The organism is Parasphingomonas zepuensis (assembly GCF_036663735.1).
Taxonomy (GTDB): domain Bacteria; phylum Pseudomonadota; class Alphaproteobacteria; order Sphingomonadales; family Sphingomonadaceae; genus Sphingomonas.
The window spans coordinates 372,334-398,485 of record NZ_JAXOJO010000001.1 but is presented as its reverse complement, the minus strand read 5'-3'; the positions used below and the strand labels follow the sequence as shown (position 1 = coordinate 398,485).

26 protein-coding genes are annotated in these 26,152 nt (G+C 67.4%); 6 read left to right on the top strand and 20 right to left on the bottom strand.

The annotated features are described in order from the left end of the window. The first annotated feature begins 141 nt into the window (after nucleotides 1–141). A complete protein-coding gene (locus tag U1769_RS01965) occupies nucleotides 142–369 on the top strand; it encodes a hypothetical protein (RefSeq protein ID WP_332711233.1) in 228 nt (75 codons plus the stop codon). 42 nt (nucleotides 370–411) lie between these two features. Here U1769_RS01965 and U1769_RS01960 read toward each other — a convergent pair whose 3' ends face one another. From U1769_RS01960 to U1769_RS01940, 5 genes are all read right to left on the bottom strand, one after another. Next, on the bottom strand, nucleotides 412–1,536 hold the full coding sequence (locus U1769_RS01960) for a sensor histidine kinase (protein ID WP_332711232.1): 1,125 nt from the start codon (nucleotides 1,534–1,536) through the stop codon (nucleotides 412–414). Between the two features lie 128 nt (nucleotides 1,537–1,664). After that, entirely contained in the window at nucleotides 1,665–3,008 is a 1,344-nt protein-coding gene (locus U1769_RS01955) for an alginate export family protein (protein ID WP_332711230.1), read from the bottom strand. Continuing rightward, nucleotides 3,005–4,399 (bottom strand): chromate efflux transporter, encoded by a 1,395-nt coding sequence (chrA, locus tag U1769_RS01950; protein WP_332711228.1) that lies wholly within the window; start codon nucleotides 4,397–4,399, stop codon nucleotides 3,005–3,007. The genes U1769_RS01955 and chrA overlap by 4 nt, the downstream gene beginning before the upstream one ends. Further along, a complete protein-coding gene (locus U1769_RS01945; protein WP_332711226.1) occupies nucleotides 4,396–5,232 on the bottom strand; it encodes a chromate resistance protein ChrB domain-containing protein in 837 nt (278 codons plus the stop codon). The genes chrA and U1769_RS01945 overlap by 4 nt, the downstream gene beginning before the upstream one ends. A 112-nt stretch (nucleotides 5,233–5,344) precedes the next feature. Continuing rightward, entirely contained in the window at nucleotides 5,345–5,797 is a 453-nt protein-coding gene (locus U1769_RS01940; RefSeq protein WP_332711225.1) for a nuclear transport factor 2 family protein, read from the bottom strand. A gap of 153 nt (nucleotides 5,798–5,950) precedes the next feature. Between U1769_RS01940 and U1769_RS01935 the strand changes: the two genes are divergently transcribed. Continuing rightward, entirely contained in the window at nucleotides 5,951–6,937 is a 987-nt protein-coding gene (locus U1769_RS01935; protein ID WP_332713591.1) for an aldo/keto reductase, read from the top strand. 3 nt (nucleotides 6,938–6,940) lie between these two features. On the opposite strand, the gene U1769_RS01930 is transcribed toward U1769_RS01935, so the two are convergent. The 4 genes from U1769_RS01930 to U1769_RS01915 form a co-directional block, all read right to left on the bottom strand. Continuing rightward, nucleotides 6,941–7,096, bottom strand: a complete 156-nt coding sequence (locus U1769_RS01930) for a hypothetical protein (RefSeq protein WP_332711223.1) — start codon at nucleotides 7,094–7,096, stop codon at nucleotides 6,941–6,943. Between the two features lie 30 nt (nucleotides 7,097–7,126). Further along, on the bottom strand, nucleotides 7,127–7,336 hold the full coding sequence (locus tag U1769_RS01925; protein WP_332711222.1) for a hypothetical protein: 210 nt from the start codon (nucleotides 7,334–7,336) through the stop codon (nucleotides 7,127–7,129). A gap of 145 nt (nucleotides 7,337–7,481) precedes the next feature. Next, a complete protein-coding gene (locus U1769_RS01920; RefSeq protein ID WP_332711220.1) occupies nucleotides 7,482–7,886 on the bottom strand; it encodes a hypothetical protein in 405 nt (134 codons plus the stop codon). A 97-nt stretch (nucleotides 7,887–7,983) separates the two neighbouring features. Next, on the bottom strand, nucleotides 7,984–8,601 hold the full coding sequence (locus tag U1769_RS01915) for a peptidylprolyl isomerase (protein WP_332711218.1): 618 nt from the start codon (nucleotides 8,599–8,601) through the stop codon (nucleotides 7,984–7,986). Between the two features lie 95 nt (nucleotides 8,602–8,696). Between U1769_RS01915 and U1769_RS01910 the strand changes: the two genes are divergently transcribed. Further along, complete coding sequence (locus U1769_RS01910) at nucleotides 8,697–10,157, top strand: carotenoid oxygenase family protein (RefSeq protein ID WP_332711216.1); 1,461 nt, start codon at nucleotides 8,697–8,699, stop codon at nucleotides 10,155–10,157. 155 nt (nucleotides 10,158–10,312) lie between these two features. Here the strand turns inward: U1769_RS01910 and U1769_RS01905 are convergent, their stop codons facing one another. The 8 genes from U1769_RS01905 to U1769_RS01870 all read right to left on the bottom strand — a co-directional run bounded on the left by U1769_RS01905 (nucleotide 10,313) and on the right by U1769_RS01870 (nucleotide 18,480). Beyond that, nucleotides 10,313–11,104 (bottom strand): DUF1295 domain-containing protein, encoded by a 792-nt coding sequence (locus U1769_RS01905; protein ID WP_332711215.1) that lies wholly within the window; start codon nucleotides 11,102–11,104, stop codon nucleotides 10,313–10,315. Further along, a complete protein-coding gene (locus tag U1769_RS01900; RefSeq protein ID WP_332713588.1) occupies nucleotides 11,101–12,315 on the bottom strand; it encodes an acetyl-CoA acetyltransferase in 1,215 nt (404 codons plus the stop codon). Before U1769_RS01900 ends, U1769_RS01905 begins: the two co-directional genes overlap by 4 nt. 77 nt (nucleotides 12,316–12,392) lie before the next feature. Then, nucleotides 12,393–13,268 (bottom strand): RDD family protein, encoded by an 876-nt coding sequence (locus U1769_RS01895; protein WP_332711213.1) that lies wholly within the window; start codon nucleotides 13,266–13,268, stop codon nucleotides 12,393–12,395. Beyond that, complete coding sequence (locus U1769_RS01890) at nucleotides 13,268–14,248, bottom strand: stage II sporulation protein M (RefSeq protein WP_332713585.1); 981 nt, start codon at nucleotides 14,246–14,248, stop codon at nucleotides 13,268–13,270. The genes U1769_RS01895 and U1769_RS01890 overlap by 1 nt, the downstream gene beginning before the upstream one ends. A gap of 56 nt (nucleotides 14,249–14,304) precedes the next feature. Continuing rightward, the gene (locus U1769_RS01885) at nucleotides 14,305–15,615 is read right to left on the bottom strand and encodes a DUF58 domain-containing protein (RefSeq protein WP_332711212.1); all 1,311 of its coding nucleotides are present in this window, start codon (nucleotides 15,613–15,615) and stop codon (nucleotides 14,305–14,307) included. Beyond that, nucleotides 15,612–16,580, bottom strand: coding sequence for an AAA family ATPase (locus tag U1769_RS01880; RefSeq protein WP_443030164.1), 969 nt, complete (start codon nucleotides 16,578–16,580; stop codon nucleotides 15,612–15,614). Before U1769_RS01880 ends, U1769_RS01885 begins: the two co-directional genes overlap by 4 nt. Continuing rightward, the gene (locus tag U1769_RS01875; RefSeq protein WP_332711208.1) at nucleotides 16,562–17,779 is read right to left on the bottom strand and encodes a DUF4350 domain-containing protein; all 1,218 of its coding nucleotides are present in this window, start codon (nucleotides 17,777–17,779) and stop codon (nucleotides 16,562–16,564) included. Before U1769_RS01875 ends, U1769_RS01880 begins: the two co-directional genes overlap by 19 nt. Continuing rightward, nucleotides 17,776–18,480 carry a DUF4129 domain-containing protein gene (locus U1769_RS01870; RefSeq protein ID WP_332711207.1) on the bottom strand — a complete coding sequence of 235 codons (705 nt, stop codon included), beginning with the start codon at nucleotides 18,478–18,480 and terminating at the stop codon, nucleotides 17,776–17,778. Before U1769_RS01870 ends, U1769_RS01875 begins: the two co-directional genes overlap by 4 nt. A gap of 175 nt (nucleotides 18,481–18,655) precedes the next feature. Between U1769_RS01870 and U1769_RS01865 the strand changes: the two genes are divergently transcribed. Next, the gene (locus U1769_RS01865; RefSeq protein ID WP_332711205.1) at nucleotides 18,656–19,468 is read left to right on the top strand and encodes a DUF7847 domain-containing protein; all 813 of its coding nucleotides are present in this window, start codon (nucleotides 18,656–18,658) and stop codon (nucleotides 19,466–19,468) included. A gap of 206 nt (nucleotides 19,469–19,674) precedes the next feature. On the opposite strand, the gene U1769_RS01860 is transcribed toward U1769_RS01865, so the two are convergent. From U1769_RS01860 to U1769_RS01850, 3 genes are read right to left on the bottom strand one after another with little or no spacing between them, the layout of a single operon-like run. Then, complete coding sequence (locus tag U1769_RS01860; protein WP_332711203.1) at nucleotides 19,675–19,875, bottom strand: hypothetical protein; 201 nt, start codon at nucleotides 19,873–19,875, stop codon at nucleotides 19,675–19,677. Beyond that, entirely contained in the window at nucleotides 19,868–21,067 is a 1,200-nt protein-coding gene (locus U1769_RS01855; protein ID WP_332711201.1) for a radical SAM/SPASM domain-containing protein, read from the bottom strand. The genes U1769_RS01860 and U1769_RS01855 overlap by 8 nt, the downstream gene beginning before the upstream one ends. Continuing rightward, nucleotides 21,064–21,291, bottom strand: a complete 228-nt coding sequence (locus tag U1769_RS01850) for a hypothetical protein (protein ID WP_332711199.1) — start codon at nucleotides 21,289–21,291, stop codon at nucleotides 21,064–21,066. The genes U1769_RS01855 and U1769_RS01850 overlap by 4 nt, the downstream gene beginning before the upstream one ends. A gap of 374 nt (nucleotides 21,292–21,665) precedes the next feature. On the opposite strand from U1769_RS01850, the gene U1769_RS01845 reads away from it, so the two are divergent. Then, nucleotides 21,666–22,544: an ABC transporter ATP-binding protein gene (locus U1769_RS01845; RefSeq protein ID WP_332711197.1), complete on the top strand. Its 879-nt coding sequence runs from the start codon at nucleotides 21,666–21,668 to the stop codon at nucleotides 22,542–22,544. 2 nt (nucleotides 22,545–22,546) lie between these two features. Beyond that, the gene (locus U1769_RS01840) at nucleotides 22,547–26,137 is read left to right on the top strand and encodes an ABC transporter permease/M1 family aminopeptidase (protein WP_332711195.1); all 3,591 of its coding nucleotides are present in this window, start codon (nucleotides 22,547–22,549) and stop codon (nucleotides 26,135–26,137) included. Nucleotides 26,138–26,152 lie beyond the last annotated feature (15 nt).

Sequence of the window (26,152 nt, the reverse complement as noted above, 5' to 3'; positions counted from 1 at the left end):
GCGCGCTGGCCGTCGTGAGCGCGGCCATGGGCCAGGCAGACCCCGCCGCTAACTCGACGCGCTGTCACAGGTATCGGTCCAGGCCGGTCCCGGCGTAGCGCTGGCCCGGCGCCAGAGCGGCGCGGGCGATCTGATGGCGGCGTGGCGACGCTGGAACGCGTACTGATGGGCCATGCCGATGCGGATGCCGCGCTGCTGCTCCATGCCAGCCTGCTCTGCCGTCTCGACGATCGGGACGGCGCGCGGGCCGAGCGCGAGCCAGACGACCAAACCAGCCCCGACGCCGGCACCGAATCCGAGCCCGCCGCCGTCTCCCAACTATCCGCCGAGCGACAATCCCAACGGCGCCCCCGCCGAAGAAAACCCTGACGGCCGGATGGTCGCGATTGCGGCCGGCATGCCGGCCGGTTGTCAGACCATTCCGGCGAGGGCCGCGTGAGTGATCACCACCCGCATGCCGCCGGTGTCGCTGTGGCGGTCCACGCGCGCGCCGAGCTGCCTGGCCAGCGCATCGACGATGCTCGTGCCCAGGCCGGTGGATTTGGGCGATGCGGCGGCCTGCTTGCCCGCGCCATTATCGGCAACCGTCAGTGTCCAGTCGGCGCCGCGGATCTCATAGGTCACGCTGATGCGGGCATTCGTCCCGCCTTCGGGAAAGGCATATTTGATCGCGTTGATCACCAGTTCGGTCACGATCAGGCCAAGGCTCACCGCCGTCGCGGATTCGATCATGCCGTGATCGGGCGCGGCGACGATCGCGATCGGGCTGTTCTCCCCGACCATCGACGATGCCAGCCCGGCGCAGAGCTTGGTGAGATACGCATCCACCTCGATCTGGTCGAGCCCGTCGACCGCGTTGAGATATTGCTGCACGGCCGCGACGGACATCACGCGCTGGTGCGCATCCTTCAGATGAAAGCGGATCTCTTCGGACGATACGGCCTGGGCTTTCAGCAACAGGATGCTGGCGATGATCTGCAGACTGTTGGCCACGCGGTGCTGCATTTCCTGCAGCAGTACCTGCTTCTGGCGAAGCAGCTCCTCGGTCTGTTCCAGCAGGGTCGCCAGATCGCGTTCGATCGCCCGCCGCGCGGTCACGTCGCGAAAGGCAAGCAGGATCGTGATCGCCGGATTGTCCTCGTACAGCACCTTGCGCGCGTTCAGCAGCATGATCCGGTGGCCGATGCCGGGGAAATCATGCTCCACCTCGAAATTGTCCATCGCCACCCGATCGGGGATGATGGTTTCCAACAGATGCCGCAGCGCCGGGATGTTCCACTGGCCATCGCCCAGCGCGAACAGCAGGCGGTTCTCGGTATCCGCCGCCGCGACCTGGAAGATGTCGTAGAAGGATCGGCTCGCGGTCAGCACGCGGAAGCCCTCGTCGAGCACCAGGAACGGCTCTGGGATGGTATTCACGATCGCCTGGGCGAGGATGCTCGCATTGTCGAGATTGCGGATCGGGTCGATCACCGGAAACCGTTCCTGCGCGGTGTCGCGGCTGGTGGTGTCGATTTGAACGGCTGCCGGGTCCAAGAAAGCAATCTCCGCCTGCAGGCGGGAGCATTTCGTCTCCCAGTCAGCGATGCCTGCGCGGCGGTTCGATGATCCGCCGGGTGTAGCACGTTGCGGCCGGCCGGCCTAATCTGGATCAGGTGAAACGATCAGAAGCTCGCGGTCAGGTTGACTGAAACATAGGTCGTGCCGCGGGGCGGCGGGGCGTTGGGCGCGTCGCGCAGGAAACGCCCCTTGGCCAGCCAGACGCCGTCGATTTCATAGCGCAGCCGGTCCCGCACCAGCCAGTAGCGCAGCCGCGCGTCGATCTGGTGGCCCGCGAAATTGCCCGATCGGCCGGTGGCGTCGCGCACCCCGGTCGTCGAAAAGGCATCGGTACGGTCGGCCAGCCACATCGGGCGATAGCTCATCATCCAGTCGACTGCCTTGTTCGGCACCGCCTCGACGCGCAGCGCGGGCGTCACGATGTTGGCGCGCCCGATCGCATTGTACAGGCCGGACGGGGCCAGATCGGCGCGGCGCATGCCGAACAGCGTGTCGAACCGCCCATAGGATCCGCCCGGCCCGTCGCCGCTGGCCCGGTCGAACTCGATCGCGACATGCGGTTTCCAGCCGCCGGAAAAGGTGTAGCCGATCTCGGCATGGACGAAGGACGCGCTCACATCGAGCAGCTCGGCCGTCGCCGCGAGGCCGGCCCGGACATGACCGAGCTGATAGATCGCCTCGGCCTCGTAATCGATCGCGCCCGCCGCCGGATCACGGACGATCCGCCCGCCGACCGTGTTGAGCGAGCGGTCGCGGCTCGGCCGCCCGGGCGCGTCGCGCTCGCCGAGGTGATAGAAGGACAGCTCAGCCAGCGCCGGGCCGATCGTGCGCGCGCGCGAAATGGTGCCGCCCCACAGCACCTGGTCGAAGCTCTCGCGGTCGATGTGCACCGCCTTGTCGCGCAGCGCCGCCGTGTCGTCCGGCAGGCGCAGCTGCGGTAGCACGTAGATGAAGGTCCCCCGCACGCCGCCCCGGGCGGCGATATCGGCCCGCACGCCTGTGTAACTGTTGGTGGTGTTGCGGTAATCGTCGGCCGCGACCAGCCGGCGCGATCCGATATTGAGCAGGAACCGCCCGCCCTGCAGCGCCAGCGTGGTGCCGGCGCCGGTGTCGATCGCCTCGACCGCGACATAGGCCTGCACCAGCTCGGCCGCATTCACTTCGCCGGTCGTCACCGGCGTCCCGTCATCCTCGAGATAGGCCCGGCTGTCATAGAGCTCGGCCGCGATCCTGACCGGTCCGGTCCGATATTGCGCCGACAGGATCGTGCGCACGCTGAACAAATCGTCGCTGGTGTTGAAGCCGGTCCGCGCCTGGCCGTCGATCGTCTCGTAGCGCAGCCTTATGCTGCCGCTCAGATCGAGCCCCGATTTCGGCGGGGCAGGAGTCGTCTGGCCAGGCGCCTGGACCGGCAGCAACAGCAGCAGGCACGCCGCGACAAGCCTCACGCGGTCACCCCGGCGAGATACAGCGCGATGCCCGCTGCCGCGGTCGCCGCCAGCGTCGGGATCGTGCCCGCGCGGAAACGCAGCACCGCGACGATCGCCGCGATCGAGAGCAGCAGCGCCCAGGGATCGAGGCTCGCCGCCACCGGCAGGTCGAACCGCAACGGCCCGGCGCTGAACGGCTGCACCGCGCGGAAGATCGTGTGGATGCCGAACCAGATGGCGAGGTTGAGGATCACCCCGACCACCGCCGCCGTGATCGCCGAGAGCGCACCGGCCACCGCCGGGTTGCCGCGCAGCCGCTCGATGAACGGCGCGCCGAGGAAGATCCACAGGAAGCAGGGGATGAACGTCACCCAGGTCGCGAGCAGCCCGCCCAGCGTCCCGGCGAGCAGCGGCGGCAGCATGCCGGGGTCACGATAGGCGCCCATGAAGCCGACGAACTGCAGCACCATGATCAGCGGCCCCGGCGTCGTCTCGGCCATGCCCAGCCCGTCGAGCATCTCGCCCGGGCGCAGCCAGTGATGGGATTGCACTGCCTCCTGCGCGACATAGGCAAGCACCGCATAGGCACCGCCGAACGTCACCATCGCCATGGTCGAAAAGAAGGTCGCGATCCGGCTGAACACGTCATCCGGGCCGAGCCACGCGAGCAGCACCGCGACCGGCACCAGCCATAGCGCCAGCCACACCAGTGCGATCCGCCCCGCCTCGCCGCGTCCCATCCGGGCGTGATCGGGCAGTTCCTCGCCGAGGAGCGTGTCGCGGTCCTCGACGATCGCGCCCTTCGTCATGCCGTGCCCGCCGCCGACCCGGAATGCCGCCAGCCCCGCGCGTCCGCCGGCATAGCCCGCCAGCCCGGCCGCGAGCACGATGATCGGAAAGGGGATGCCGACGAAGAAGATCAGCAGGAAGGCGGCCGCCGCGATGCCGAGCATGACCCGGTTCTTCAGCGCCCGCGCACTGATGCGCATCACTGCCTGCAGCACGATCGCCAGCACCGCCGCCTTCAGCCCGAAGAACAGTGCCGAGACGATGCCGAGCTGGCCGTACAGCGCGTAGATCCAGCTCAGCACCATGATCGAGACGAGGCCGGGCAGGATGAACAGGCCCCCGGCGATGATCCCGCCTCTGGTCCGGTGCATCAGCCAGCCGATATAGGTGGCGAGCTGCTGTGCCTCGGGGCCGGGCAGCAGCATGCAGTAATTGAGCGCGTGCAGGAACCGATGCTCGCCGATCCAGCGTTTCTCCTCGACCAGCACGCGGTGCATCATCGCGATCTGGCCGGCCGGCCCGCCGAACGACAGGGCAGCGATGCGCAGCCACACCCAAAAGGCCTCGCCGATCGATACCGGCGCCGGCACCGGCGGTGCCGACGCGGTGACGGTGGTCACTTGCCGCGCTTCCGCGGCGGCGTGTGCGACGTCCAGTCATGCGTCTCGCCCGTCGCGTCGCGGCTCCAGCGATACAGCGCGTCATACACCGGCATCCCCGCGCCGAGCTGCGCCAGATCGTCCGAATGCATGCGCGACAGCCCCAGCGAGATCGCCAGCAGGCCGGCCGCTTCGGGCGCGATATCGAGCCGTGCGGTATCGGCCCCACGCACGATCGTGGCGAGCCGGGCGAGCGGCTCGATCCGGCCCAGGCCGAACCCCTCGACCATCGCGTCGAAGGTGCAGAGGTCGCCGCGATGCGTCCAGCGCACGCCGTCACCCTCCACGTCGAACGGCGTCGCGGCCATCCGCTCGGCGACGCCGGCGACTTCGGGCGCCGGCACGAACAGGAACAGGGCGGCTGGATCGACGAAACGCCGGATCAGCCAAGGGCAGGCGAGACGGTCGATTTTGGGCCGGGCGCGGGTGACCCAGAGCGTGCGGCCGGCGGCGTCGCGCGGCGGCACCGCGGCCGCGTCGACCATGGCGTGGCCAGCGGCCGCCCAGCCGGCCACGCCGTTCTCCAACACATCGGCCTCGGCGCCCTGCTGCCGCAACCAGGCGGCGACACCGTGCGCTGCGGTGTCGCCGTCGCCGACGATCACCGCGCTGGCCCCGGCCAGGGCAGGAGCCCAGTCAGCCGTGGCGGCGAAGGCGCGGCGCACCGCGCCGGGGATCGTCCGGGGATCAGCGGCGAATTCGCTGTCGGTGCGGATATCGATGATCGCCGGGCAGCCGGGCGTGCCGATCAGTCGGGCGAGCTTGTCGATGGCAATGGCGTTGATCGCGGGCATGATGCGTCCTCAGGTCAAGGGACGCGATACTTCAGCCTGTCGCCTCATGGGGAGATCGCGGTCCCCATTGCCCCAGAAAGCAGCCTCGCGGCCGCTCTGTCAAGCGTCGCCGTCAGGGCTTGGCAGGGTCGAGCACGATATCCTGCACGACGATGCGGTCGCCGCGCACGACAAAGACGTCGATGCCTGAAACCTGCTTCGGCGTGCCGCGGAACTGCATCCAGCGCAGCAGCGCCACGTCGCCGCCCAGCGGCTCGACGATCGTCTCCATCGCGCGGATGCCTTCGATGCTGTCCTTGCCGGTCAGCACGACGAACACCTTGCGGGCATTCGTCTTGCCCGAATAGACGCCCGGCGCATTGGCCGGCGTCTGGCCGGGTACCAGGCCCGGCGGCGTGATCACGACGGTATCGTCGGCATAGTCGCTCATCACCTTGTCGACATCGGCGCTCTTCATCGACGCGACATGATCCTTGACGACCTGCTCCGGCGAGCGGTCCGCGGCATAAGCCGGCACCGCGGCCAGCAGCGACAGCGCAGCGGCCATCTTCACCAATATCGACATCATACTCTCCCGTTGCGCGCGCATTCTTGTTGCGCGGCGTTGTTCCCTAATATGATATAGGATTCAAGGGGTGCGGGAGATTTGTCGCCGACCGTTCCTATCGCGACGCCGCTCACCCATATCCGCACCACCACCACCGGAGACATCCGAATGCTGAAGCGACGCACCCTCGGTACGCAGGGGCTTGAGGTTTCCGAACTGGGCCTCGGCTGCATGGGGATGAGCCAATATTATGGCAGCCTCGACGATGTCGAATCCATCGCGACGATCCACCGCGCGATCGATCTGGGCGTGACCTTGTTCGACACGGCCGAAGTCTATGGCCCCTTCGTCAACGAGGAACTGCTCGGCCGAGCGCTTGCGGGCAAGCGCGACCAGGTCGTCATCGCGACCAAGTTCGGCTTCGATATCCAGGGCGGCAAGCAGACCGGCGGCGTCGACAGCCGGCCGGAGCATATCCGCGCCGTCGCCGAAGCCTCGCTCGCGCGGCTCGGCACCGATCATATCGATCTGTTCTACCAGCACCGCATCGATCCGGCCGTGCCGATCGAGGATGTGGCGGGCGCGGTCGGCGATCTGATCCGCGAGGGCAAGGTGCGCTATTTCGGCCTGTCCGAGGCGGGCGCGGCCAATATCCGCCGCGCGCACGCAGTGCAGCCCGTCAGCGCGCTGCAGAGCGAATATTCGCTGTGGGAGCGTGGGCTGGAGGCGGAGATCCTGCCGGTGCTGCGGGAACTCGGCATCGGGCTGGTGCCGTTCAGCCCGCTCGGTCGCGGTTTCCTCACCGGCACGGCGCTGCCAGCGGAGGAATATCCGCAGGGCGATTACCGGCGTCTCGATCCGCGCTTCCAGGGTGAGAATTTCACCGCCAACATGCGCGCCGCCGATGCGGTGCGCTCGCTGGCCGTGACGAAGGGCGCAAAGCCCGGCCAGATCGCGCTGGCCTGGCTGCTGCACCAGGGCGACGACGTGGTCCCCATCCCGGGCACCAAGCGCCGTTCCTATCTGGAGGAGAATGTCGCGGCGGCAGAACTGCGGCTCGACGCCGCCGATCTGGCCGGGCTCGACGCAGCGCTCCGACCGGGCGTGGTAGCGGGCGAGCGGTACGGCAAGGCCGGCCTGGCGATGCTCGACCGCTGAGCCTCAGGGCTTTTCGGTAAAGCGCTTCACCTTGACCGGCAGGTCCTTGCCCTTGGTCCGCCGCGACGGGATCTGTACCGGGTGCTTCTTCTTCCACGCCGCCCAGGTCATCGGCCCGTCGGGCGTGTCGATGATGTGGTCGTCGATCGAATCGGTCACGGCAACAAGCTCCCGTCTGTCAGTGGCGGCCTATTTGGTGGCGATATCCCCGGCCTCGGCGCGGTACTGCTCCCGGACATAGGCCTTGGCCGCCGTCTGGGTGCGGAATCCGTCCTCCAGCTTCTCTTCGGAAACCAGCGGATAGCCCTGCGAATTATAGCGGGTCGTGCGCACCGTTACACGGAAAACGCCTTCGTCATCCTTGGAGACGAGGAACGGGCGAACGGGGATTCTCGACATGGCAGGCTCCGGTAAACAACGCTGGATCGTAGGGGGATCGGGGGAATTTCACATTCCCCGCCGCCTCGGTCAGCTTCGCGCCATCACCGTTCGGCCTCGCCCGGGACCGTGGTCGATCCCGGGCGGCGGCACAAGTCCCGCCGGATCAGCTCTTCGGCTTCACATAGGGCACGAATTCGCCCAGGCCGACAAAGCCGGTCTCGAAACGCGAACTGCGGTCGAGCAGCCTGATCGTGTCGAGGCTGCAAAGCTGGCTGCTATAGGTCTTCGTCACCAGGATATCGTCGTCGTCGAGCGACGATTCCCCGATGCGCGGCCGGTTGACGTACAGCGTCCGCCCGACCTGGTAGACGATCGCGGTGCGGTCGATGATCTGGGAGGAGGTGATGTTGCGCAGGTTGATGCAATTCACCGGCTTGCCGGCGACGCGGCCGGCGATCGCCTTGGCGAGCTTGGCTTCGCCCTTGCTGTTGTCGCGTTCGGCGGCGGGTGCGGCGGCGGCGGTGCCGATCAGCGCGGCGCCGAGAATGAGTGAGGTAAGGACACGCATTGGTGGACCCTCGTGGTTGAGTGTTGCCCGCTCTTAGCACGGCATAGCTGAACCGGCGATGAGTGGGGCGATGCGTGCGACGAAGTGTTCCGGGGGATTACGGCACCCGGCGCGCGGTGAGGATGCGGATCGCCGGCGCCAGCATCTGTCCCTTCATCGCGCCCTCGCCTTCGGTCGGCGAGGTCGGCGCGGCGGCGATCCGGCGGACCACGTCCATCCCTTCGACGACACGGCCAAAGGCCGCGAAGCCGAGATTGTCGCCCGGCTGGTCGGGCTTGGCGTCGAGCGAGGAGAGATCGCCGATCGAAATGAAGAAATCCGCGGTCGCGCTGCCCGGCTTGTCCCGCGCCATGGAGATCACGCCGTCCGTATTGCTCAGGCCGGTGCTGGTGGTCGGTTCATGGGCGACTGGCGGGAACAGCTTCTTCGGATCGTTGCGCAATCCGCCCTGGATCAGTCCGAACTCCGGCGCCAGCTTCATGGCGCGGTAGAAGGTCGTGCCGTCGAGCCGTTTGGTATCGACATAACGCAGGAAGTTCGCCGTGGTCGCCGGTGCCCGCACCTTTTCCAGCTCGATCAGGATCGGGCCCTCGCTCGTCGTCAGCGCGACGCGCACCGTGGCGGGCGGAACCGGCGCGGGGGCGGGCGCGGTCTGGGCGGCGGCGGTCCCGATGCAGGACCACAACAGGATGAGCGAGGCGAATCGTTGAAACATGCGGCCAGCCTAAAGGCTCGCCACCGGCTCCGCCATCCCGCTGGCCGATCGGCGAAGCGCGGCGTAGGATGGCCAAAAAATCGGGGAGGACCGCCATGCAGATCGTCGACCGCACGCCCGTTCCATCCTCGCTGCGCCCGAGCAACCACCCCTATCTCAACGGGGCCTGGACGCCGCTGCACGAGGAAGTGACCGCGATCGGCCTCGAGGTGATCGAGGGCGCCATTCCCCACGACATCGACGGCGTTTATCTCCGTAATACCGAGAACCAGGTGCACCAGCCGCTCGGCCGCTATCACCCGTTCGATGGCGACGGGATGATTCACCAGATCGATTTCCGCAACGGCACCGCGAGCTATCGCAACCGCTTCGTCCGCACGCGCTGCTTCCAGGCCGAACAGGAGGAAGGCGGCTCGCTATGGGGCGGGCTGGCCGATCGCCCCGGTACTTCGAAGCGGCCGGGCTTCGGCGCGCACGGATCGCTCAAGGACAGCAGCAGCACCGACATCATCGTCCATGCCGGCAAGGCGATCTCTACCTTCTATCAATGTGGCGAAGGCTATGTGCTCGATCCGGAGACGCTCGATCAGCACGGCATGGCGCCCTGGGTGCCGCTCGACGGCATTTCGGCGCACCCCAAGGTGGACGATTCCACCGGGGAGCTGATGTTCTTCAACTATTCGAAGTACCCGCCCTTCATGCATTACGGCGTGGTCGATCGGGACGGGCGGCTGACGCATTATATCCCGGTGCCGCTGCCGGGGCCGCGGCTGCCGCACGACATGACCTTCAGCGAACACTGGTCGATCGTGAACGATCTGCCGGTGTTCTGGGATGCCGATCTGCTCAGGCGCGACATCCACGCCGCACGCCTGCATGAAGGCGTGCCCGCCCGCTTCGCGCTGATCCCGCGGCACGGCAGCCCGGAGCAGATCCGCTGGTTCGAGGCCGAGCCCACTTATGTCCTGCATTTCCTCAACGCCTATGAGGAAGGCGACGAGGTGGTGATGGACGGCTATTTCCAGGAGAACCCGACGCCCGCGCCGCTCGACAATGCCGATGGCTACGGCCACCTCATGGCCTATGTCGACGAGCACAGCTTCCGCCCGAAGCTGCACCGCTGGCGCTTCAACCTGGCCGACGGCTCGACGCGGGAGGAGCGGCTCGACGACCGCATCCTCGAATTCGGCATGATCAACCAGCGCGTCGCGGGCCGGAAGCACCGCTACATCTATTCGACCACGTCGAAGCCCGGCTGGTTCCTGTTCAACGGTTTCGTGAAGCACGATCTGGATACCGGCGAGTCCTGGCAATTGATGCTGGAGGAGGGCCGCTACGCCAGCGAAGCCCCCTTCGCCCCGCGCACGAACGCGGTGGAGGAGGATGACGGCTATCTCGTCAGCTTCATCACCGACGAAAATCGTGGCACGTCGGAATGCGTGCTGATCGATTGCAAAAGGTTCGAGGCCGGCCCCGTCTGCCGCATCGCGCTCCCCCACAAGATCTGCAGCGGCACCCATGCGCACTGGGCGGAACGAGCGATGTTGCAGACTTGAACTCCCTCTCCACAAGGGGAGAGGGAAGGGGCCCATCGCTCTTGCGATGGGAAGGGTGAGGGGGACACGCGCCGTCGCGGTTCCGAACCTCACTCCCCCTCACCCTCCCGTCGCTGCGCTCCTCCTTCCCTCTCCCACAAGGGGAGAGGGAGAAATCACGCCTTCGGCCACCACGGTACGAACCCCGACGTCCGCCGCACATAATCGCGATAGCCAGCCCGCTTGCGCGTCAACCGGCCCTCGATCGTCGGCACGCCCGACCATCGCATCAGCGTCCAGGTCAGCAGCACTGGCCCCGGCAGCGCCCACATCCCCGACCAGCTCTCGGCCGCGATCAGGTAGAGCCCCCACCAGGTGAGCGAATCGCCGAAATAATTGGGGTGCCGGGTATAGCGCCACAGCCCCGTCGCAAGCACCGCGCCGGCATTGGCCGGATCGCGGCGGAACTGCACCAGCTGCCAGTCGCCGATGCTCTCGAACAGGATGCCGGCCACCGCGATCGCCGCGCCGGCGATGGCCGCGGCCCCGGCCGGCGGCGCGGCGTCGATCATGCCGAGCTGCACCGGCAGGCACACGATGAACAGCAACGGCGCCTGGGTGGCGAAGACCAGCAGCAGCGAAGCCCTGCCGAAACCCCAGCCTTTCGCTTCCTCCACCGTCGCGAACATCTTGCCGTAGCGCCGATCCGGCCCATGGGTGCGCCAGCGCCACAGCAGATACAGCCCAAGCCGCAGGCCCCATGCCGCGCACAGCCCAAGCAGCAAGGCCTTGCGCGTCGGATCGCCCCCGCTGTGGAGGAAGCTCGCCGCCGCCAGGAAGACCATGCCCAGCGCCCAGACGCTGTCGATCGGCGTCACGTCGCGCGTCTTCAGGCAGATCAGCCACAGCAGCAGGAACAGGGCGATCAGCAATCCCGCATTGGTCGCGAGCAAGGTGAGCGCGGTCATGCCGCGCGCTCGACGATGAAGCTCACCGTGGTGGTGGTCGATCCGCCGATGTTGAGCGTCTGTACGCGCCGCGCCCCCTCGACCTGACAGGCGCCCGCCGCGCCGGTCACCTGCTTCGACGCATCGAGCAGCATCCGCACGCCGGTCGCCCCGACCGGATGGCCCAGCCCGATCAGGCCGCCCGAAGGATTGACCGGCAGGCGTCCGCCAAGCTCGATCGACCCGTCCTCGATCGCCTGCCAGGATTTGCCCGGATCGGTCAGGCCGAGATGGTCGATCGCCATATATTCGGTCGCGGTGAAGCAGTCATGTGTCTCGACCGCGTCGATCGCCGCGATGTCGGTGCCGGCCCGCGCCCGCGCATCGAGGATCGCCCGGCGCACCTGCGGGAAGACATAAGGATCGTCGGCGCTCGCCTGCACCTTCGCCGCATAGGAAATGGGGGCCGAACGATGCCCCCATCCGCTGATCCGCGCGAGGCTCTCCAGCGGCACGCCGCGCCGGCGGGCATAGGCGGCGGCGCGCGCGGGGGAGGCGAGGAACAGCACCGCCGCACCATCGGTCACTTGTCCGCAATCCATTTTCCGCGTCCGCCCCTCGATCACTGGATTGAGGATATCGTCCGCGGTGAAATGCGCCGGGGTGAAGTGATGGCCGCGCGTCTGTGCATTGGGGTTGCGCTTCGCATTGCCGAAATTGATTTCGGCGATGCGCATCAGATGCTCGTATCGCAGGCCGTATCGCCGGTCATATTCGTCCGCCAGATCGGAGAAAGCGCGCGGCCAGACGAATTCGGCATCGGCGAATTCGTGCCCGGTCCATGCCGCCGCGCCCAGATGCTGCGCCGCCATCCGGCCCGGCACGTTGCGCATCTGCTCGATCCCGACGACACACGCCAGATCGTAGCGCCCGGCCTCGATCTCGGCCGTCGCCGCCAGCACCGCGACGCTGCCCGATGCGCACGCCGCCTCGTGCCGCGCGGTCGGCAGCCCGTTCCACGCCGGATCGACCAGTCCGAAGAATCCACCGATCAGGCCCTGTCCGGCGAACAGCTCGGCGGCGAAATTGCCGACATGGCCGGTCTCGATCTCGTCGGCGTCGAGCGCCGCGGCATCCAGGCCTTGCCGCACCGTCGCGACGAATGCATCCGCCAGATCGCTGCCCTCGCGACTCCAGTTCCGCGCAAAGTCGCTTTGCCAGCCGCCCAGCACATAGACCAACCGCCCTCTCCCTTTTGCCGGGGAGTGTTGCGCGTTTGGCGGCGCTTGGCAATTTGCCGGTACGACGGCTACCGCGTCCGCACCGCCGCGAACTTGTCCGCGCGCCGCTGGCCGACCATCAGCCCGCGTTCGAGCCGGGCGCAGAGCGCGGCGTAATAATCGGACAGGAAACGGTAATCGTCGCCATCGTCGGGCAGGTCGGCCTTGCGCCGGATCGTCGCCGCGACCGTCGCGATCGCATCGTCGCGGCCGCCGCGCAGCACTTCTTCGAGCGTCTGGAGCTCGTACACGCCGTACAGGCTGAGCGCTGCCTCCGGAAAGGTCCGGCGCTCGCGCGACAGCGTCGCGCCAAGATCGTCGCCCAGCGCGCCGCTCACGGTGCGCACCACCCAGGTTCCGGCGATCAGGTCGCCGATGCGCAGCCGGTCGCGATTGAACAGCGGGAAGAAAAGGAAGATCCCGCTCCAGCTCAGCGAGAACAGGACGAGAAACGCATCGGCCTGTCCATGGGCCGATTGCATCGCGAGGAACGACAGCGGCAGGAATATCTCGATCTCGCGCATCGCGTTGCGCGCGAGCACCGCGCCGCCGGTCAGCCGCGCGCCGTCGCGCGCCACCACGCGCAGCCCCATCAGCCGCTTGCCCGGCGTCGCGCCACGCCCGCCCATCTCGAACAGCGCGAACCAGCCGTTGCGCAGCAGGAAGAACCCGATCATCCACAATATGCTCACGGCGTCCGATTTGAGGGCGGTGAACAACAGGGCGATGATGATCGTCACGATGATCAGCACGATCAGGATGGCGAGCCCGTCGAGCATGAATGCCGCCGCGCGCACCCCGGCGCCGCCCAGCTCGAGCTGCAGGTCGACGCCCTCCGGCGTCACGAAATTGCGGCGCAGCGATTGCGGCGAGCGCGATCCCTTTTTGCGGAACGGCCAGCGCATCAGGCCCGCCGTCGCGGCAGGTAGAAATAGACCATCCAGCCGGTGAGCATCGCCAGCCCGATCGCATAGCGGGTGGCATCCCCCGTCACCGTCTGGCGGCCGATGCCTTCCAGCAGCCCGGCCACTGCGAGCATGATCACCGCACCGCCCATCACGACCGCGCCGGTGCGCCCGGCCGCGACCGCCGAATCGCCGCGGGCCAGCCGACCGGGAAAGGCAATGGCGGTGCCGATGCGGAAACCCGCCGCGCCGGCCAGCATGATCGCGAACATTTCCGTGGTGCCGTGGATGCTTAGCCAGCCGGCGAATTCGAAGCCGAGGCCCTTCGCCGCGAACACTGCGATCATCGCGCCGAGCAGCAGCCCGTTATAGACGATCAGCATCGCCGTCGGCACGGCGAAGGCGAAGCCCAGCGCGAAGGAGAAGATCGCGATCTGGGCATTATGCGTGAACAGGAATGCAGCGAAGGTCGCCAGCACTTCCTCCTTGTCGCTATTGTAGAGCGTGGCGCGCAGCGTCGCGGCGGACGCGGTCGGGTCGCGCCCGCCCGCCATGCCGTCGGGCACCAGCGCATAGAACCAGGCCGGATCGCTCGTCACCAGCAGATAGCCGACCAGCCCGCCCGCCAGCGTCAGCAGCAGCGCGACCAGCGTCTCGCGCCACAACGCCTTCGCTGCGTCGGGCCAGCCATGCGCGAAGAAATGGCCGAGCTGGCGCAGCGCCGACGTCGGTACGCCGTAGATCTGGAAATAGGCGCGCGCGCACAGCTGTTCGAGATAGCGGATCAGCGAACGGTCGAGCGAGGTCTCGCGCGCGACCGACAGGGTCGACAGCGTCGAACGATAGAGCAGCGGCAAGGCGAGCAGATCCTCGTCGGCCAGCGCCCGCACCGATCGTTTCTCGCACCGCGTCACCAGCTGTTCGAGCCGCGCCCAATCGGCCTCGTGGACTTTGCGGAACCGGCTGGCATTGACCAGCATAGGCTGCGCCTCGACGAATGCCGATGCCCGGCCGGGTGGCGGAATCGTGCCCGACGTCACAACAGGTTCCTCCGCTTGAGATCGATATAGCCCTCGACGAGCCGTTCGCTGACCCGGTCATGCTCGCTCTCGATCAGGTGTACGCCGAGATGCCGCAACTGGGTGAGCACGATCCGCCGGTCCTTGAGCAACGCCGCGGCCGTCACGGCGCGGGTCACGTCGTCGGCATGTTGTGGTTCGCGGTCGGCGATTGCCTCCACTTCCTCGTCGCGCAGCACGACGATCAGCAGCAGATGCGTTTTGACGATCCTGGCGGCGGCGCGCACCAGGAATTCGGCGGTGGTCAGGTCGGCGAATTCGGTGAACAGCACGATCATCGATCGCCGCGTCAGGCGCGTGGCGAGCGTGGTAAGCGCGAAGCTGTAATTGGTCTCCTCGCCGCTATAGTCGATCGCCGCCGCCAGCCGCTGCAGCTCGGCGAACGAGGCCGGGCCGGAGATCAGGCCGCTCGCGATGCGCGGGCGGGAATCGAACGCGTGCAGCGCGACCCGGTCGCCGAGCTTCAGCGCCACCCAGGCCGTCAGCAGCATCGCCGAAACCGCGCGGTCGACGCGCGGCAGGCCGGCTACCGGCTCGGTCATCTGCCGTCCGGCGTCGATCGCGAAGACGATCTGGTTGTTGCGCTCGGTGCGATATTCCTTGGCGTGCAGCTTCATGTGCCGCGCCGATTGCTTCCAGTCGATCGCGCGCCGGTCCATGCCCGATCGGAACTCGACCAGGGATTCGAAATCGGCGCCGTCGCCGCGATCGATCTGCGCGATCAGCCCCTGCAGCGCGTGCCGCTGGAAGATCTGCGCGCCGCGCTCGCGCACGGGGCGGATGTCGGGCAGGATCGGGAAGCTCGTCTCCAGCGCGATCTCGCGCTGAGTCCAGGCCAGCCCGAGCGGACCGCGCCAGCGCAGCCACAGCCGGTCGATCCGCGCCAGCCCGCGGCGTACCGCGGTCAGCGGCAGCAGTGCTGCGCCGCGCCCGTCGGTCAGGTCGATCCACAGCCGTCCGTCATCCTCGACCGCGAGCAGCGGGCTGGTCGCGACCGCGATCTCGGCGGCGCGCGGCGGCCGGCCGCCGGTCAGGGCGACGCTCACCGTCGCATCGATCGTCGCGCCGACGCAGGCGCTCGGGATCGGCGCCAGTTGCGCACTGCCCCGGCGCGCGCCGGAAAGCGCGTCGATCACCGTCAGCAGCAGCACCGCCACCGGCCAGGCCAGCCCGGCATACCAGCGCCCCGGTAGGAACACGGCGATCAGCAGCGCGACGGGCGCACCCGCCGCCGCCGCCAGCACCGCCGCGCGCGTCGGATAGATCAACGGGGGGCCTCGATCGCCTCGATGATGCCGGTCAGCACCTGCTCGATCGATCGCCCGTCGATCTCGGCTGCGGGCGACAGGATCAGCCGGTGGCGCAGCAGGGCAGGGGCCAGCGCCTTCACATCGTCCGGGATCACGAAATCGCGCCCGTCGATCGCTGCCCGCGCGCGTGCCGCGCCGGCCAGCATGGCGCCCGCCCGCGGGCTCGCGCCGCTTTCCAGGTCGGCCACGTCCCGCGTCGCGCGGATCAGCGCGGTGATGTAATCGATCACTTCGTCGACCAGCCTGATCCCGGCGACGGCGGTGACGGCGGCGTCGATCGTCGCTGCATCGGCGCGCCGCTCGACCCCCCAGTCGGCCGGCGACATGGCGAGATGCGCGCCGTGCATCGCGACGATCCGGCGCTCCTGCGCCGCCGACGGATAATCGACCGTCTGCTTGAACAGGAACCGGTCGAGCTGCGCTTCGGGCAGGGGATAGACGCCCTGCTGCTCGATCGGGTTCTGCGTCGCCACCACCATGAAGCGGTTGCCCAGCGCCAGGCTCTCCCCGTCGATCGTCACGGTGCGCTCCTGCATCGCCTCGAGCAAGGCGGCCTGGGTCTTGGGCGGCGCGCGGTTGATCTCGTCCGCCAGCAGCAGGTCGGTGAAGATCGGCCCGCGCGTCAGCGTGAAGGTCGATGTCTGGAAATTGAACACATTGGCGCCGATGATGTCGCCCGGCATCAGATCGGGGGTGAACTGGATGCGCCCGAAATCCAGCCCGACGACCACCGCGAAACTGCGCGCCAGCAACGTCTTGGCTGTGCCCGGCGGCCCTTCCAGCAGGATGTGCCCGCCCGCGAACAGCGCGACGAGCATCATCTCGACGCTTTCCTCCTGGCCGACCACGGCCTTGCCGATTTCCCCGCGGATCGCCGCGGCGAGCGCGCGCACCTCGTCTGTCGTCACCTGTTCTTCTCCCATAACCAGTTGTGCAGCGCCTGCGCCGCCGCCAGCACCGCATGCCGGTCGCGCGCGTTGCGGGCCGCCTCGGCGAGGTCGCTGAACCGCGCCGGCCGGCCGAGCCCGTCGAGATGCGCGTCGAGCGCCCCGTCCCGCAATTGCGGCGAGACGCCGAACACGCTGGCCGCCCGCTCGCGGGTCATGTCGGCATAGCGGCCGCCGAGCATCGCATAGCGGCCGGCCTTGCGCACCAGCGCGGCGGCATTGTCGATCAGCGCCGCCTTGCCGAAGGCGATCGCGCGCGGCCGCCGCCGCGGCGCGCCGAACCGCACCGCGCCCTGCCAGGCGGCGAGCAGCACGGCGACCGCGACGGCCAGCGTCATCGCCAGGAAGGGCGGGTCGAAGGCCAGCTTGAGCGGGCTCGGCGATCGGCCGAAGCCGTTCAGCGTCACGTCGAAATAGATCGATTCGGCCTCGTTCGAATTCAGCCAGTCGAGCAGCGCGAGTGCCGACGCCGCCTGCCGCGCATCGGCCATGCCGATGTTGGACAGCAGATCGGGATCGGCCAGCACATACAAGGTGCGATCCGGCAATTGGCCGAGCACGACGCGCCCCTGCCGGTCAGTGATCAGCGGGATCAGCCCGCCGCCCGAGACGGTCTGGAGCGGCCGGGGCGAGACGAACGCGATGTCCCGCGGCAGGTCCGGCGCGGTGACGAGCGGCGCGCCGCCGCTGCGCCGGCGGGCGACCCGCAGCTCGTCGCGCGGGGCGAGCACGCCGTTCGGTTGGCCCGCCGGCTTCAGCCCCAGATGCCGCACCCAGCCGGTCCGGTCCGGATCCCCGACCGTCTGCCATTTCGGCAGCACGACCAGCGTCGGCTTGCCGAGCCGCTGTGCCAATATGGCGGACAGGTCGGTCGCCCCGGTTTCGGGCGTCAGCACGACGAGGTCCTCGGTATCGAGCAGCCGCGCATCTCGGATGATCCACGGGTCGCGCCCGGTCGCGTCGGCCAGGCGCACGATCCCGCTGAACCCCGTCGCGGCGGGCGACAGGGCATGCGCCCCGCCGTTGCGGCCCGATTTCAGATCCGGCGCATAGGCGCCGAGCACCAGCGTCGCGATGAAGCCCAGGATGCCGATCGCCAGGATCAGCACGATCGTCCGCGCCCGGAACGCGCCGTCCCCGCTGCTGCCCCGGGCGCCGATGGCGATGTCGCTCATGCGCGCCACGTCCCGGGCAGCGCGAAATCGGCATAGGCCGCGCGGGCCGTAGTCCAGTCGTCGGCGGCGACCGGCCGGCCGCCGAACAGGCTGCGTTCCACGAGCCGCGCAATACCGGCGAACAGGTCGCGCGCAGGGGCCGGGATGGCCTCGGCGGCAGCCAGTTCGCGGCTGGTGAGGGCCGGCCGCACGAGCCGCGGCCGGCGGCGTGCGATATCCTCGATCGATCGGAACAGCAGGTGATGCACTGCCTCGGCATAGCGGCCCTGCTCGGCCATGGCGTCGGCTTCGTTCAGCCACGCCCGGCCCTGCGCTGCGTCGGGCGCCCATTCCTCCTCGGGCAGCTCGGCCGCCCGGGTTGGCGCGGGCCGGCGGCGCGGCAAGCGCCATTCGCCGTAGCGGATGCGCTGATACGCCATCCACAGCAGTGCCGCGGCGGCGATCGCGATGACCGTCCACAGGAAGATGCGGGCATAGGGCGCATCGGGCATGAAGGTGCTGATCCAGCCGAGGAACCGGCCGACCGGCTCCAGCACTTCGGTCAGCCATTCCCACAGCGCCTTAAGCCACGCCGGCGGCTGGGGCGGCGGTGGGGCAGGGGCGAGCGCGAACTGCACCGACGGATCGGCCTTCAACGCATCATGGGCGGCAGTGAAGCGCTCGGCGGCGGTCGCCGCCTGCTGCGTATTACCCCCGCTCACATAGTCCCCCGGCTGCGCGTCGCGGCCAGACTACTCGTTGTAGGCCGCGGTGTAATCACCGAAAATGCCGCCAAAATGGATATAAATCGGGGCTTTACACAGTCCGGCGCTGCCGTCAGGCTACCGCGCGGTAGGATCGCGATGGCGCGCAACTACCGACAGACGGGGGAAAATCATGGCCACGAGCATAAGCGAGGCGGGGGACCGCACGGTCTCGATCGGCCGGATCTTCAGCCGGGCGTTCGGCACGATGGGCAGCAATCCCGTCACCGTCTTCGGCATTTCGTTTCTGTTCGGCGCGGTGCCAGGGGTCGTCATCAATCTCGTCGGGCAACGGCTCGGCTTTACGCAGCAGAATTTCCTCACCGGCGCGATCACGCCCGCGCTGTACGCGACGATGGCCATCGTCACGGCCGTGCTGAGCATCGTCTTCGCGATGCTCACCCAGGGCGCGCTGGTCCGCGCCACCGCCGCGCACAGCGAGGGGCGGGAGGCGAGCTTCGCTGAATCGGCCACGGTCGGGCTGCGGTCGGTGGTGCCGCTGTTCCTGCTCGGCATCCTGCTCGGGCTCGGCGTCATGCTGGGCTTCGTGTTCCTGATCGTGCCGGGCATCCTGCTTTGGGTCATGTGGGCGGTCGCGGCACCCGCCCTGGTCGAGGAGGGGACCGGCGTGATCGGGGCATTCGGCCGCAGCCGCTTCCTGACAAAGGGCGCGCGCTGGTCGGTGTTCGGGGTCGGCGTGGTCATCGTCGTGCTCTACTGGATCTTCTCCGCGATCAGCGGGGCCGTTATGATTGCCGTCTATGGCACGCAGGGCCTCCTCGCCGCCATGCAGCAGGGAATCCCCTTCTGGTTCCTGATCGGCAGCGCGGTGATCTCGACCCTGCTCACCGCCGTTGTCGCGACCATCCAGACCTCGCTCTATATCGAGCTGCGCGACTGGAAGGACGGCCCGGCTACCGAGGCGCTGAGCGAAATCTTCGCCTGAGCCGGCGGTCCGGTCGGCGAAAGCCGGACGGGCCACCGTGTATCCGTTCGATGCCAGGCTGACACGTTCGACTTGGGGCGATCCTCCTATCGCCGTTCGGGCTGAGCTTGTCGAAGCCCTGCTCTTCTCTTCTGCGGAAGGAAAACGGCCCTTCGACGAGCTCAGGGCGAGCGGGGATAGGCGATCCCAGCCAACCAGATTCTGTTCTAACGGTCAGGCAGTGCCGCCAGCGCCGCGCGCAATGCAGCGGTCGCCGCGCGGATTTCGGAGGCGCCGGCCTCATGCGCGGCTTCCAGCGCGGCCAGGTCGGCCCCGCAGAAATCGCACGCTTCATTCTCGATCCGCACGAACCGCCGGCACCCGCGGCACAGCCGCAACGGCACGGGGATGCGGCCGGGCTCAGCCATCGGCCGGCTCGACCAGTATCTCGAATTCGCCATGGTCGAACGATCGCCCGGTGGCGTCCTTCACCTTGATCAGCCGCTCGCGCAGCCCGCGTTCGGCGAAATCGAGCGCGCGGTGGTGGCACATCGGGTTGTTGCCCGCCCGCCCCATCAGCGCATGCGCCGTCCAGGTGCAGCCGGCCATGCAGGTCTCGGCATAATAGCAGGTCCGGCAATAGCCCCACAGGTCGTCGATCGTGCGCCGCCGGTTGAACGCCATCGGCTCGGCATTCTCCCAGATATCGCGCAGCCGCCGCTCGCGGATATTGCCGCCGGCATAAGGGCTCGGCAGGCCCGGGCAGGATTTGATCGTGCCGTCGGCTTCGATCCCCAGCACCGTGTCGCCCGCATTGCAGCCGTGGAAATGGATCTCGTCGTTCATCACGTTGCGCAGCGCGGATTCATGCGGCCCGAAATAGCCGATATTGCTCGCTGGCTGCAGGAACAGGCCGCGCGCGCGGCCTTCGGCGGCCAACTCGGCCAGCAGCGGCATTACCTCCAGCATCTGCCAGGGCTGCAGCAGCATGTCGGGGTGATCCGCGGCATTGCCCATCGCGGTGGTGATGGCGAGCTGCCAGTTGTTGCACCCGGCATCGATGATGATGTCCATCAGCGGGCGCAGTTCGGTCAGGGTGCGGGCGTTGATCTGCGTGTTGACGCCGACCTCCAGCCCGTGCGCGCGGACGTTGCGCATCGCCTCCAGCGCCATCTCGAACGATCCGATCACCCCGCGCAGCCGGTCGTGCGTCGCGCCGATCCCGTCGATCGAAATGCCGACCGCGTTCAGCCCGGCCGCCGCCGCCTGGCCGACCCGCGCATCGGAAAGGTTGCGCCCGCCGGTCTGCAGGTCGCATTCCATGCCGGCGGCGCGGACCGCGCTGATGATCTGAAGCCAGTCCTTGCGCAGATAGGCCTCGCCGCCGATCAGGCCGACGCTGCGCGCCCCGAGCTCGGCGATCTGGTCGACCAGATCCAGCGCTTCGGCCGTGCTCAGTTCGTCGCGCCGTCGCCGCCCGGCGCGTGATCCGCAATGCTGACACGCCAGGTCGCAGGCGAGCGTGATCTCCCAGACCACGCTCACCGGCACGCGTTTCAGGATATCGTCGAGGCCGGAATAGCGAACCGGCAGCGCCTGGTCCGCCCGCTCGACGATCACTTGGCTTTCCGCAGGGCCCCTTCGGCCGCCTTGATGACACCGTCCAGGTCGCCATATTCGGCCTTCAGCTCCTGCGCCCCGACGATCAGCGCCTTCAGTTCGGCCGCATCGGCGCGCTGCAATATATCGAATACGACCGGTCGATAATAAACCCGGCCCGGATCGAGCAGATGATGGAGTCGCTGAAGCGTCAACGCTTCTCGTTGCACCTTGGGAAGTCCCATATTGTCTCTCCTGCTGATACGACGTCGAGTCGCCAGGACGATATACTACAATTTCATGTAATGCTCAAAGATGGAGCGAGTCTCCATATTCCGTGAGTGCTTTGTTCTCGCAGATACTATGCTTTGCATACGGAATTGGGTGAGGGGAAGGTGCGACCAACTCGATCGTTGAGCTTGGCGATATTTATAACCGAAATCGGAGTATCTGGAAAAACACACGTTTCGTCTGCGCGCCCTTCTTTGACGTCGGGGTGTGGAACCGGCCCGGTCTGGCCGGTCACGGCGTTCGCCACGCGCCTATTTACACGGATACCCATCGAGCTGCTTTACAAGCGCAATACACCTGCTAATTTCCCTTCAACCGGAGGGACTCAATGCTGAAGATCGAGAAGCTCACCCATGTCTATGGCAACGGTACGCGGGCGCTCGACGGCGTCGATCTGACCATCCCGCCCGGCATGTTCGGCCTGCTCGGCCCGAACGGCGCCGGCAAATCGACGCTGATGCGCACGGTCGCGACGCTGCAGACGCCGACTTCGGGCGCGATCACCTTCGACGGGCTCGACGTGATCGCCGAACCGGAAAAGCTCCGCCGCGTGCTCGGCTATCTGCCGCAGGATTTCGGTGTCTATCCGCGCGTCTCTGCATACGACATGCTCGATCACATGGCCGTGCTGAAGGGCATATCCGGCCGCGGCGAACGCAAGGCGACCGTCGAGAGCCTGCTCAACCAGGTCAATCTCTGGGGCGTGCGCAAAAAGGCACTGGCCGGTTTCTCCGGCGGCATGCGCCAGCGCTTCGGCATCGCCCAGGCGCTGATCGGCGGACCGAAGCTGATCATCGTCGACGAACCCACCGCCGGCCTCGATCCGGAGGAGCGCAACCGCTTCCTCAATCTGCTCGGCGAGATCGGCGACAGCGTCGTCGTCATCCTTTCGACGCATATCGTGGAGGACGTCGCCGATCTCTGCCCGCAAATGGCGGTGCTGGCGGAAGGGCGCATCCTGCTCGAAGGTGCACCGCTCGATCTGATCGAGGCGACCCGCGGCCGTATCTGGCAGAAGACGATCGAGCGCAGCGAGCTGGAGGATCAGCGCCAGCGCCACCGTGTCATCTCGACCCGGCTGTTCGCCGGCAGGACGATTATCCACGTCCTGGCGGATGCCGCGCCCGGGGCAGGCTTCCACCCTGTCTCCGGGGGGCTCGAGGACGTCTATTTCTCGACGCTCGATGCGTCGCGGCGCGCGGCCTGATCATGGGCATGTTCGCGGGCGTGGCCCGGTTCGAGCTGCGCTACCAGCTGCGCAACCCCGTGCTCTGGGTCGCCATCGTGGTGTTCTTCCTGCTCGCCTTCGGGGCGACGACGGTCGACCAGATCCGGATCGGATCGGGCGGCAACGTCCACAAGAACGCGCCCTTCGCGATCGCGCAGGTCGTCATCATCATGTCGGTCTTCTACATGTTCGTGTCGACCGCCTTCGTCGCGAACGTCGTGGTGCGCGACGATGAGACCGGTTTCGGGCCGATCGTCCGCGCGACGCGGATCACGCGCATCGCCTATCTCATGGGCCGCTATTCCGGCGCCTATCTCGCCGCCGCGCTCGGCTTCCTCGCCGTGCCGCTCGGCGTGTGGATCGGGTCGTTCATGCCATGGGTCGACAGCGAGACGCTCGGGCCGAACGTCCTGTCTTATTATGCCGTGCCCTATCTCTGGTTCGCGCTGCCCGATCTGCTGCTGACCTCGGCCCTGTTCTTCACACTCGCCACCATGACCCGCTCGATGATGGCGACCTATCTCGGCGTGGTCGCCTTCCTCATCCTGTGGACGGTCGCCAGCGTCGTACTCGATCGCAATCCGGCCTATGAGCTGGCCGGCGCTTATGGTGAGCCGTTCGGCATCGGCGCCTTTTCCTATGCGAGCAAATACTGGACTGCGGCCGATCGCAACACGCTGGTCGCGCCGGTCGACGGCATCCTGCTGTTCAACCGCGCCATCATCGTCGCGATCGGCCTCGCCGCGCTGGCCGTGGCGACCGCCACCTTCCGCTTCGGCGCGCGCCCGTCAAAGGCGAGCCGGCGCGCACTGAAGCTGCAGGAGCAGGTCGAGGCGCCGGCCCCGACTGAGCCGGTCGACCCGCTGGCGACGCCCAGCTTCGGCCGCGCGACGGCGTTTGCGCAACTGCGCGCCCGCACTGCGCTCGAGCTCGGCCAGGTGTTCAAGAGCCCGGCCTTTTTCGTGCTGATGGCGCTCGGCCTGTTCAACGCCGCCGCCGCGATGGTCGATCTCGGCGAGGTGTTCGGCACGCCCGTGCTGCCGGTGACGCGCGTGCTGATCGGCCTGATCGAGGGATCGTTCGGCATCATCCCGGTGATCATCGCGATCTATTATGCCGGCGAGCTGGTCTGGCGCGAGCGCGACCGCAAGATTCACGAGATCATCGATGCCTCGGCGATCCCCGACTGGGCCTATGTCGTGCCCAAGGCGCTGGCGGTGGTGCTGGTGATGTGCGCGACCCTGCTGGTCAGCGTGTTCGCCGGCGTCGTGGCGCAGCTGCTGCACGGCTATACGAATTTCGAGCTCGGCAAATATCTGCTCTGGTACGTGCTGCCGGATACGATCATGTTCACCCTGATCGCAGTGCTGGCGGTGTTCATCCAGGCGCTCAGCCCCAACAAATATCTCGGCTGGGGCCTGATGGTGTTCTATTTCATCATCATCCGCGTAACCCTGCGCAATCTCGGCTTTGGCGATGCGCTGTACAATTACGGCCAGTCGCCGCAGGTGCCGCTCTCCGACATGAACGGCCTGGGCAAGTTCTGGATCGGCGCCTGGTGGCTGCGGCTTTACTGGACGGCGTTCGCGGTGATCCTGCTGGTGCTCGCCCATGCGCTTTGGCGGCGCGGCACCGAGACGCGGCTGCGGCCGCGGCTGAAGCGCCTGCCGCGCCGGCTCGCCGGGCCGGCCGGGCTGGTCGGCGGCGCTGCGCTCGCCGTGTTCGTCGCTTCGGGCGCGTGGATCTTCTACAACACCCATGTACTGAACGACTATGGCACGCCGGTCTCCGAAGAGGCCTTCATGGCCGATTATGAAAAGGCGCTGCTGCCCTATCGGAAGCTGCCCCAGCCACTCGTCACCGCCGCGCGCGTCGCGGTCGATCTGCGCCCGCAGGAACCCGGCCTCAGCGCCAGCGGCGTGCTGACCCTGGTCAACAAGACGGGGACGCCGCTCAGTGACGTGCATGTCCGCCTCGCCGATCGCTCGACCAAATTGGTCTCGGTCGCCATCCCGGGCGCGAGGCTGGCGCGCGACTATCCGAAATACCAGTACCGCATCTATCGCCTCGCGGCCCCGCTCGCGCCGGGCGCCGCCACCAGCCTGACCTTCCGCACCGAGCGCACGCAGCGCGGTTTTCGCAACAGCGGCAACGACACGCGCGTCGTGCAGAACGGCACTTTCGTCAATAACTTCCAGTTCGTGCCCTCGATCGGGATGGATTACACCGGCCTGCTGCAGGACCGGGTCAAGCGCCGCAAATACGGCCTGACGCCCGAACTGCGCCCGGCAAAGCTCGAGGATCTGTCCGCGACCCGCTTCAACCAGATCCGCACGGACTGGATCAGGACGGACATCACCGTCACCACCGATGCCGGCCAGACCCCGATCGCGCCCGGCTACAAGGTCGGCGACACGACCGCCAACGGCCGGCGCACCGCGCGCTTTGTGGTCGATGCGCCGATCCAGAATTTCTATTCGGTCCAGTCGGCGCGCTATGTCGAGAAGCACCGGATGCACAATGGCGTCGATCTCGCAGTCTATTACGATGCGCGGCACGGCGCCAATGTCGATCGCATGCTCGCGGCGTTCGCCCATAGCCTCGATTATTATCAGCCGAATTTCGGGCCCTATCAGTTCCGCCAGGCCCGCATCATCGAATTCCCGGATTACCAGAAGTTCGCCCAGGCCTTTGCCGGCACGATGCCCTATTCCGAAGGGATCGGCTTCATCGCGGACCTCTCCGATCCCGACAAGATCGACTATGTCACCTATGTCACCGCGCATGAGCTCGCCCATCAATATTGGGCGCACCAGGCGATCGGCGCCGACATGCAGGGTGCGACCATGCTGACCGAGACCCTCGCGCAATATTCGGCGCTGATGGTGATGGAGAAGCTCTACGGCCGCGATCAGATCCGCCGCTTCCTGAAGTTCGAGCTCGATCGTTATCTGCGCAGCCGCGGCGGCGAAGTGATCGAGGAACTGCCGCTCTACCGGGTCGAGGACCAGCAATATATCCATTACAGCAAGGGCTCGCTGGTCATGTATCGGCTGAAGGACGCGCTGGGCGAGGCACGCGTCAACGCGGCGCTGAAACGCTATCTCACCCGCTTCCGCTTCAAGGGCGCGCCGTTCCCGCGCTCGCTCGATCTGATCGCCGAGTTCCGCAAGGGCGCCAGCCCGGAGGAGCAGGCGCTGATCACCGATCTGTTCGAACGCATCACGCTCTACGACATCAAGACCAAAGCTGCTGTGGTGAAGAAACTGCCCGACGGTCGCTTCGAAACCACCCTGACGATCGAAGCGCGCAAGCTCTACGCCGACGGCAAGGGCAAGGAGACCGAGGCGCCGATGGCCGAGACGACCGAGATCGGCCTGTTCGCCGCGATGCCCGGCCGCGGCGCCTTCGCGAAGAAGGACGTGCTGCTGCTCCAGCGCCTGCCTTTGCGCACCGGCACGCAGACGCTGAAGCTGGTTACGTCGAAGAAGCCGGCCTTTGCCGGCGCCGATCCGTACAATGTCCGCATCGATCGCAACTCCGACGACAATGTCGTCGCGGCGACGGAGTGAGGGGCTCAGCCGGCC

Coding starts and splice junctions, on each gene's coding strand:
- U1769_RS01945 (WP_332711226.1), bottom strand. CDS start 5,232: ATGCCCGCGATCAACGCCATTGCCATCGACAAGCTCGCCCGACTGATC.
- U1769_RS01940 (WP_332711225.1), bottom strand. CDS start 5,797: ATGTCGATATTGGTGAAGATGGCCGCTGCGCTGTCGCTGCTGGCCGCG.
- U1769_RS01925 (WP_332711222.1), bottom strand. CDS start 7,336: ATGTCGAGAATCCCCGTTCGCCCGTTCCTCGTCTCCAAGGATGACGAA.
- U1769_RS01920 (WP_332711220.1), bottom strand. CDS start 7,886: ATGCGTGTCCTTACCTCACTCATTCTCGGCGCCGCGCTGATCGGCACC.
- U1769_RS01915 (WP_332711218.1), bottom strand. CDS start 8,601: ATGTTTCAACGATTCGCCTCGCTCATCCTGTTGTGGTCCTGCATCGGG.
- U1769_RS01910 (WP_332711216.1), top strand. CDS start 8,697: ATGCAGATCGTCGACCGCACGCCCGTTCCATCCTCGCTGCGCCCGAGC.
- U1769_RS01905 (WP_332711215.1), bottom strand. CDS start 11,104: ATGACCGCGCTCACCTTGCTCGCGACCAATGCGGGATTGCTGATCGCC.
- U1769_RS01895 (WP_332711213.1), bottom strand. CDS start 13,268: ATGCGCTGGCCGTTCCGCAAAAAGGGATCGCGCTCGCCGCAATCGCTG.
- U1769_RS01890 (WP_332713585.1), bottom strand. CDS start 14,248: ATGCTGGTCAATGCCAGCCGGTTCCGCAAAGTCCACGAGGCCGATTGG.
- U1769_RS01880 (WP_443030164.1), bottom strand. CDS start 16,580: ATGGGAGAAGAACAGGTGACGACAGACGAGGTGCGCGCGCTCGCCGCG.
- U1769_RS01875 (WP_332711208.1), bottom strand. CDS start 17,779: ATGAGCGACATCGCCATCGGCGCCCGGGGCAGCAGCGGGGACGGCGCG.
- U1769_RS01865 (WP_332711205.1), top strand. CDS start 18,656: ATGGCCACGAGCATAAGCGAGGCGGGGGACCGCACGGTCTCGATCGGC.
- U1769_RS01860 (WP_332711203.1), bottom strand. CDS start 19,875: ATGGCTGAGCCCGGCCGCATCCCCGTGCCGTTGCGGCTGTGCCGCGGG.
- U1769_RS01850 (WP_332711199.1), bottom strand. CDS start 21,291: ATGGGACTTCCCAAGGTGCAACGAGAAGCGTTGACGCTTCAGCGACTC.
- U1769_RS01845 (WP_332711197.1), top strand. CDS start 21,666: ATGCTGAAGATCGAGAAGCTCACCCATGTCTATGGCAACGGTACGCGG.
- U1769_RS01840 (WP_332711195.1), top strand. CDS start 22,547: ATGGGCATGTTCGCGGGCGTGGCCCGGTTCGAGCTGCGCTACCAGCTG.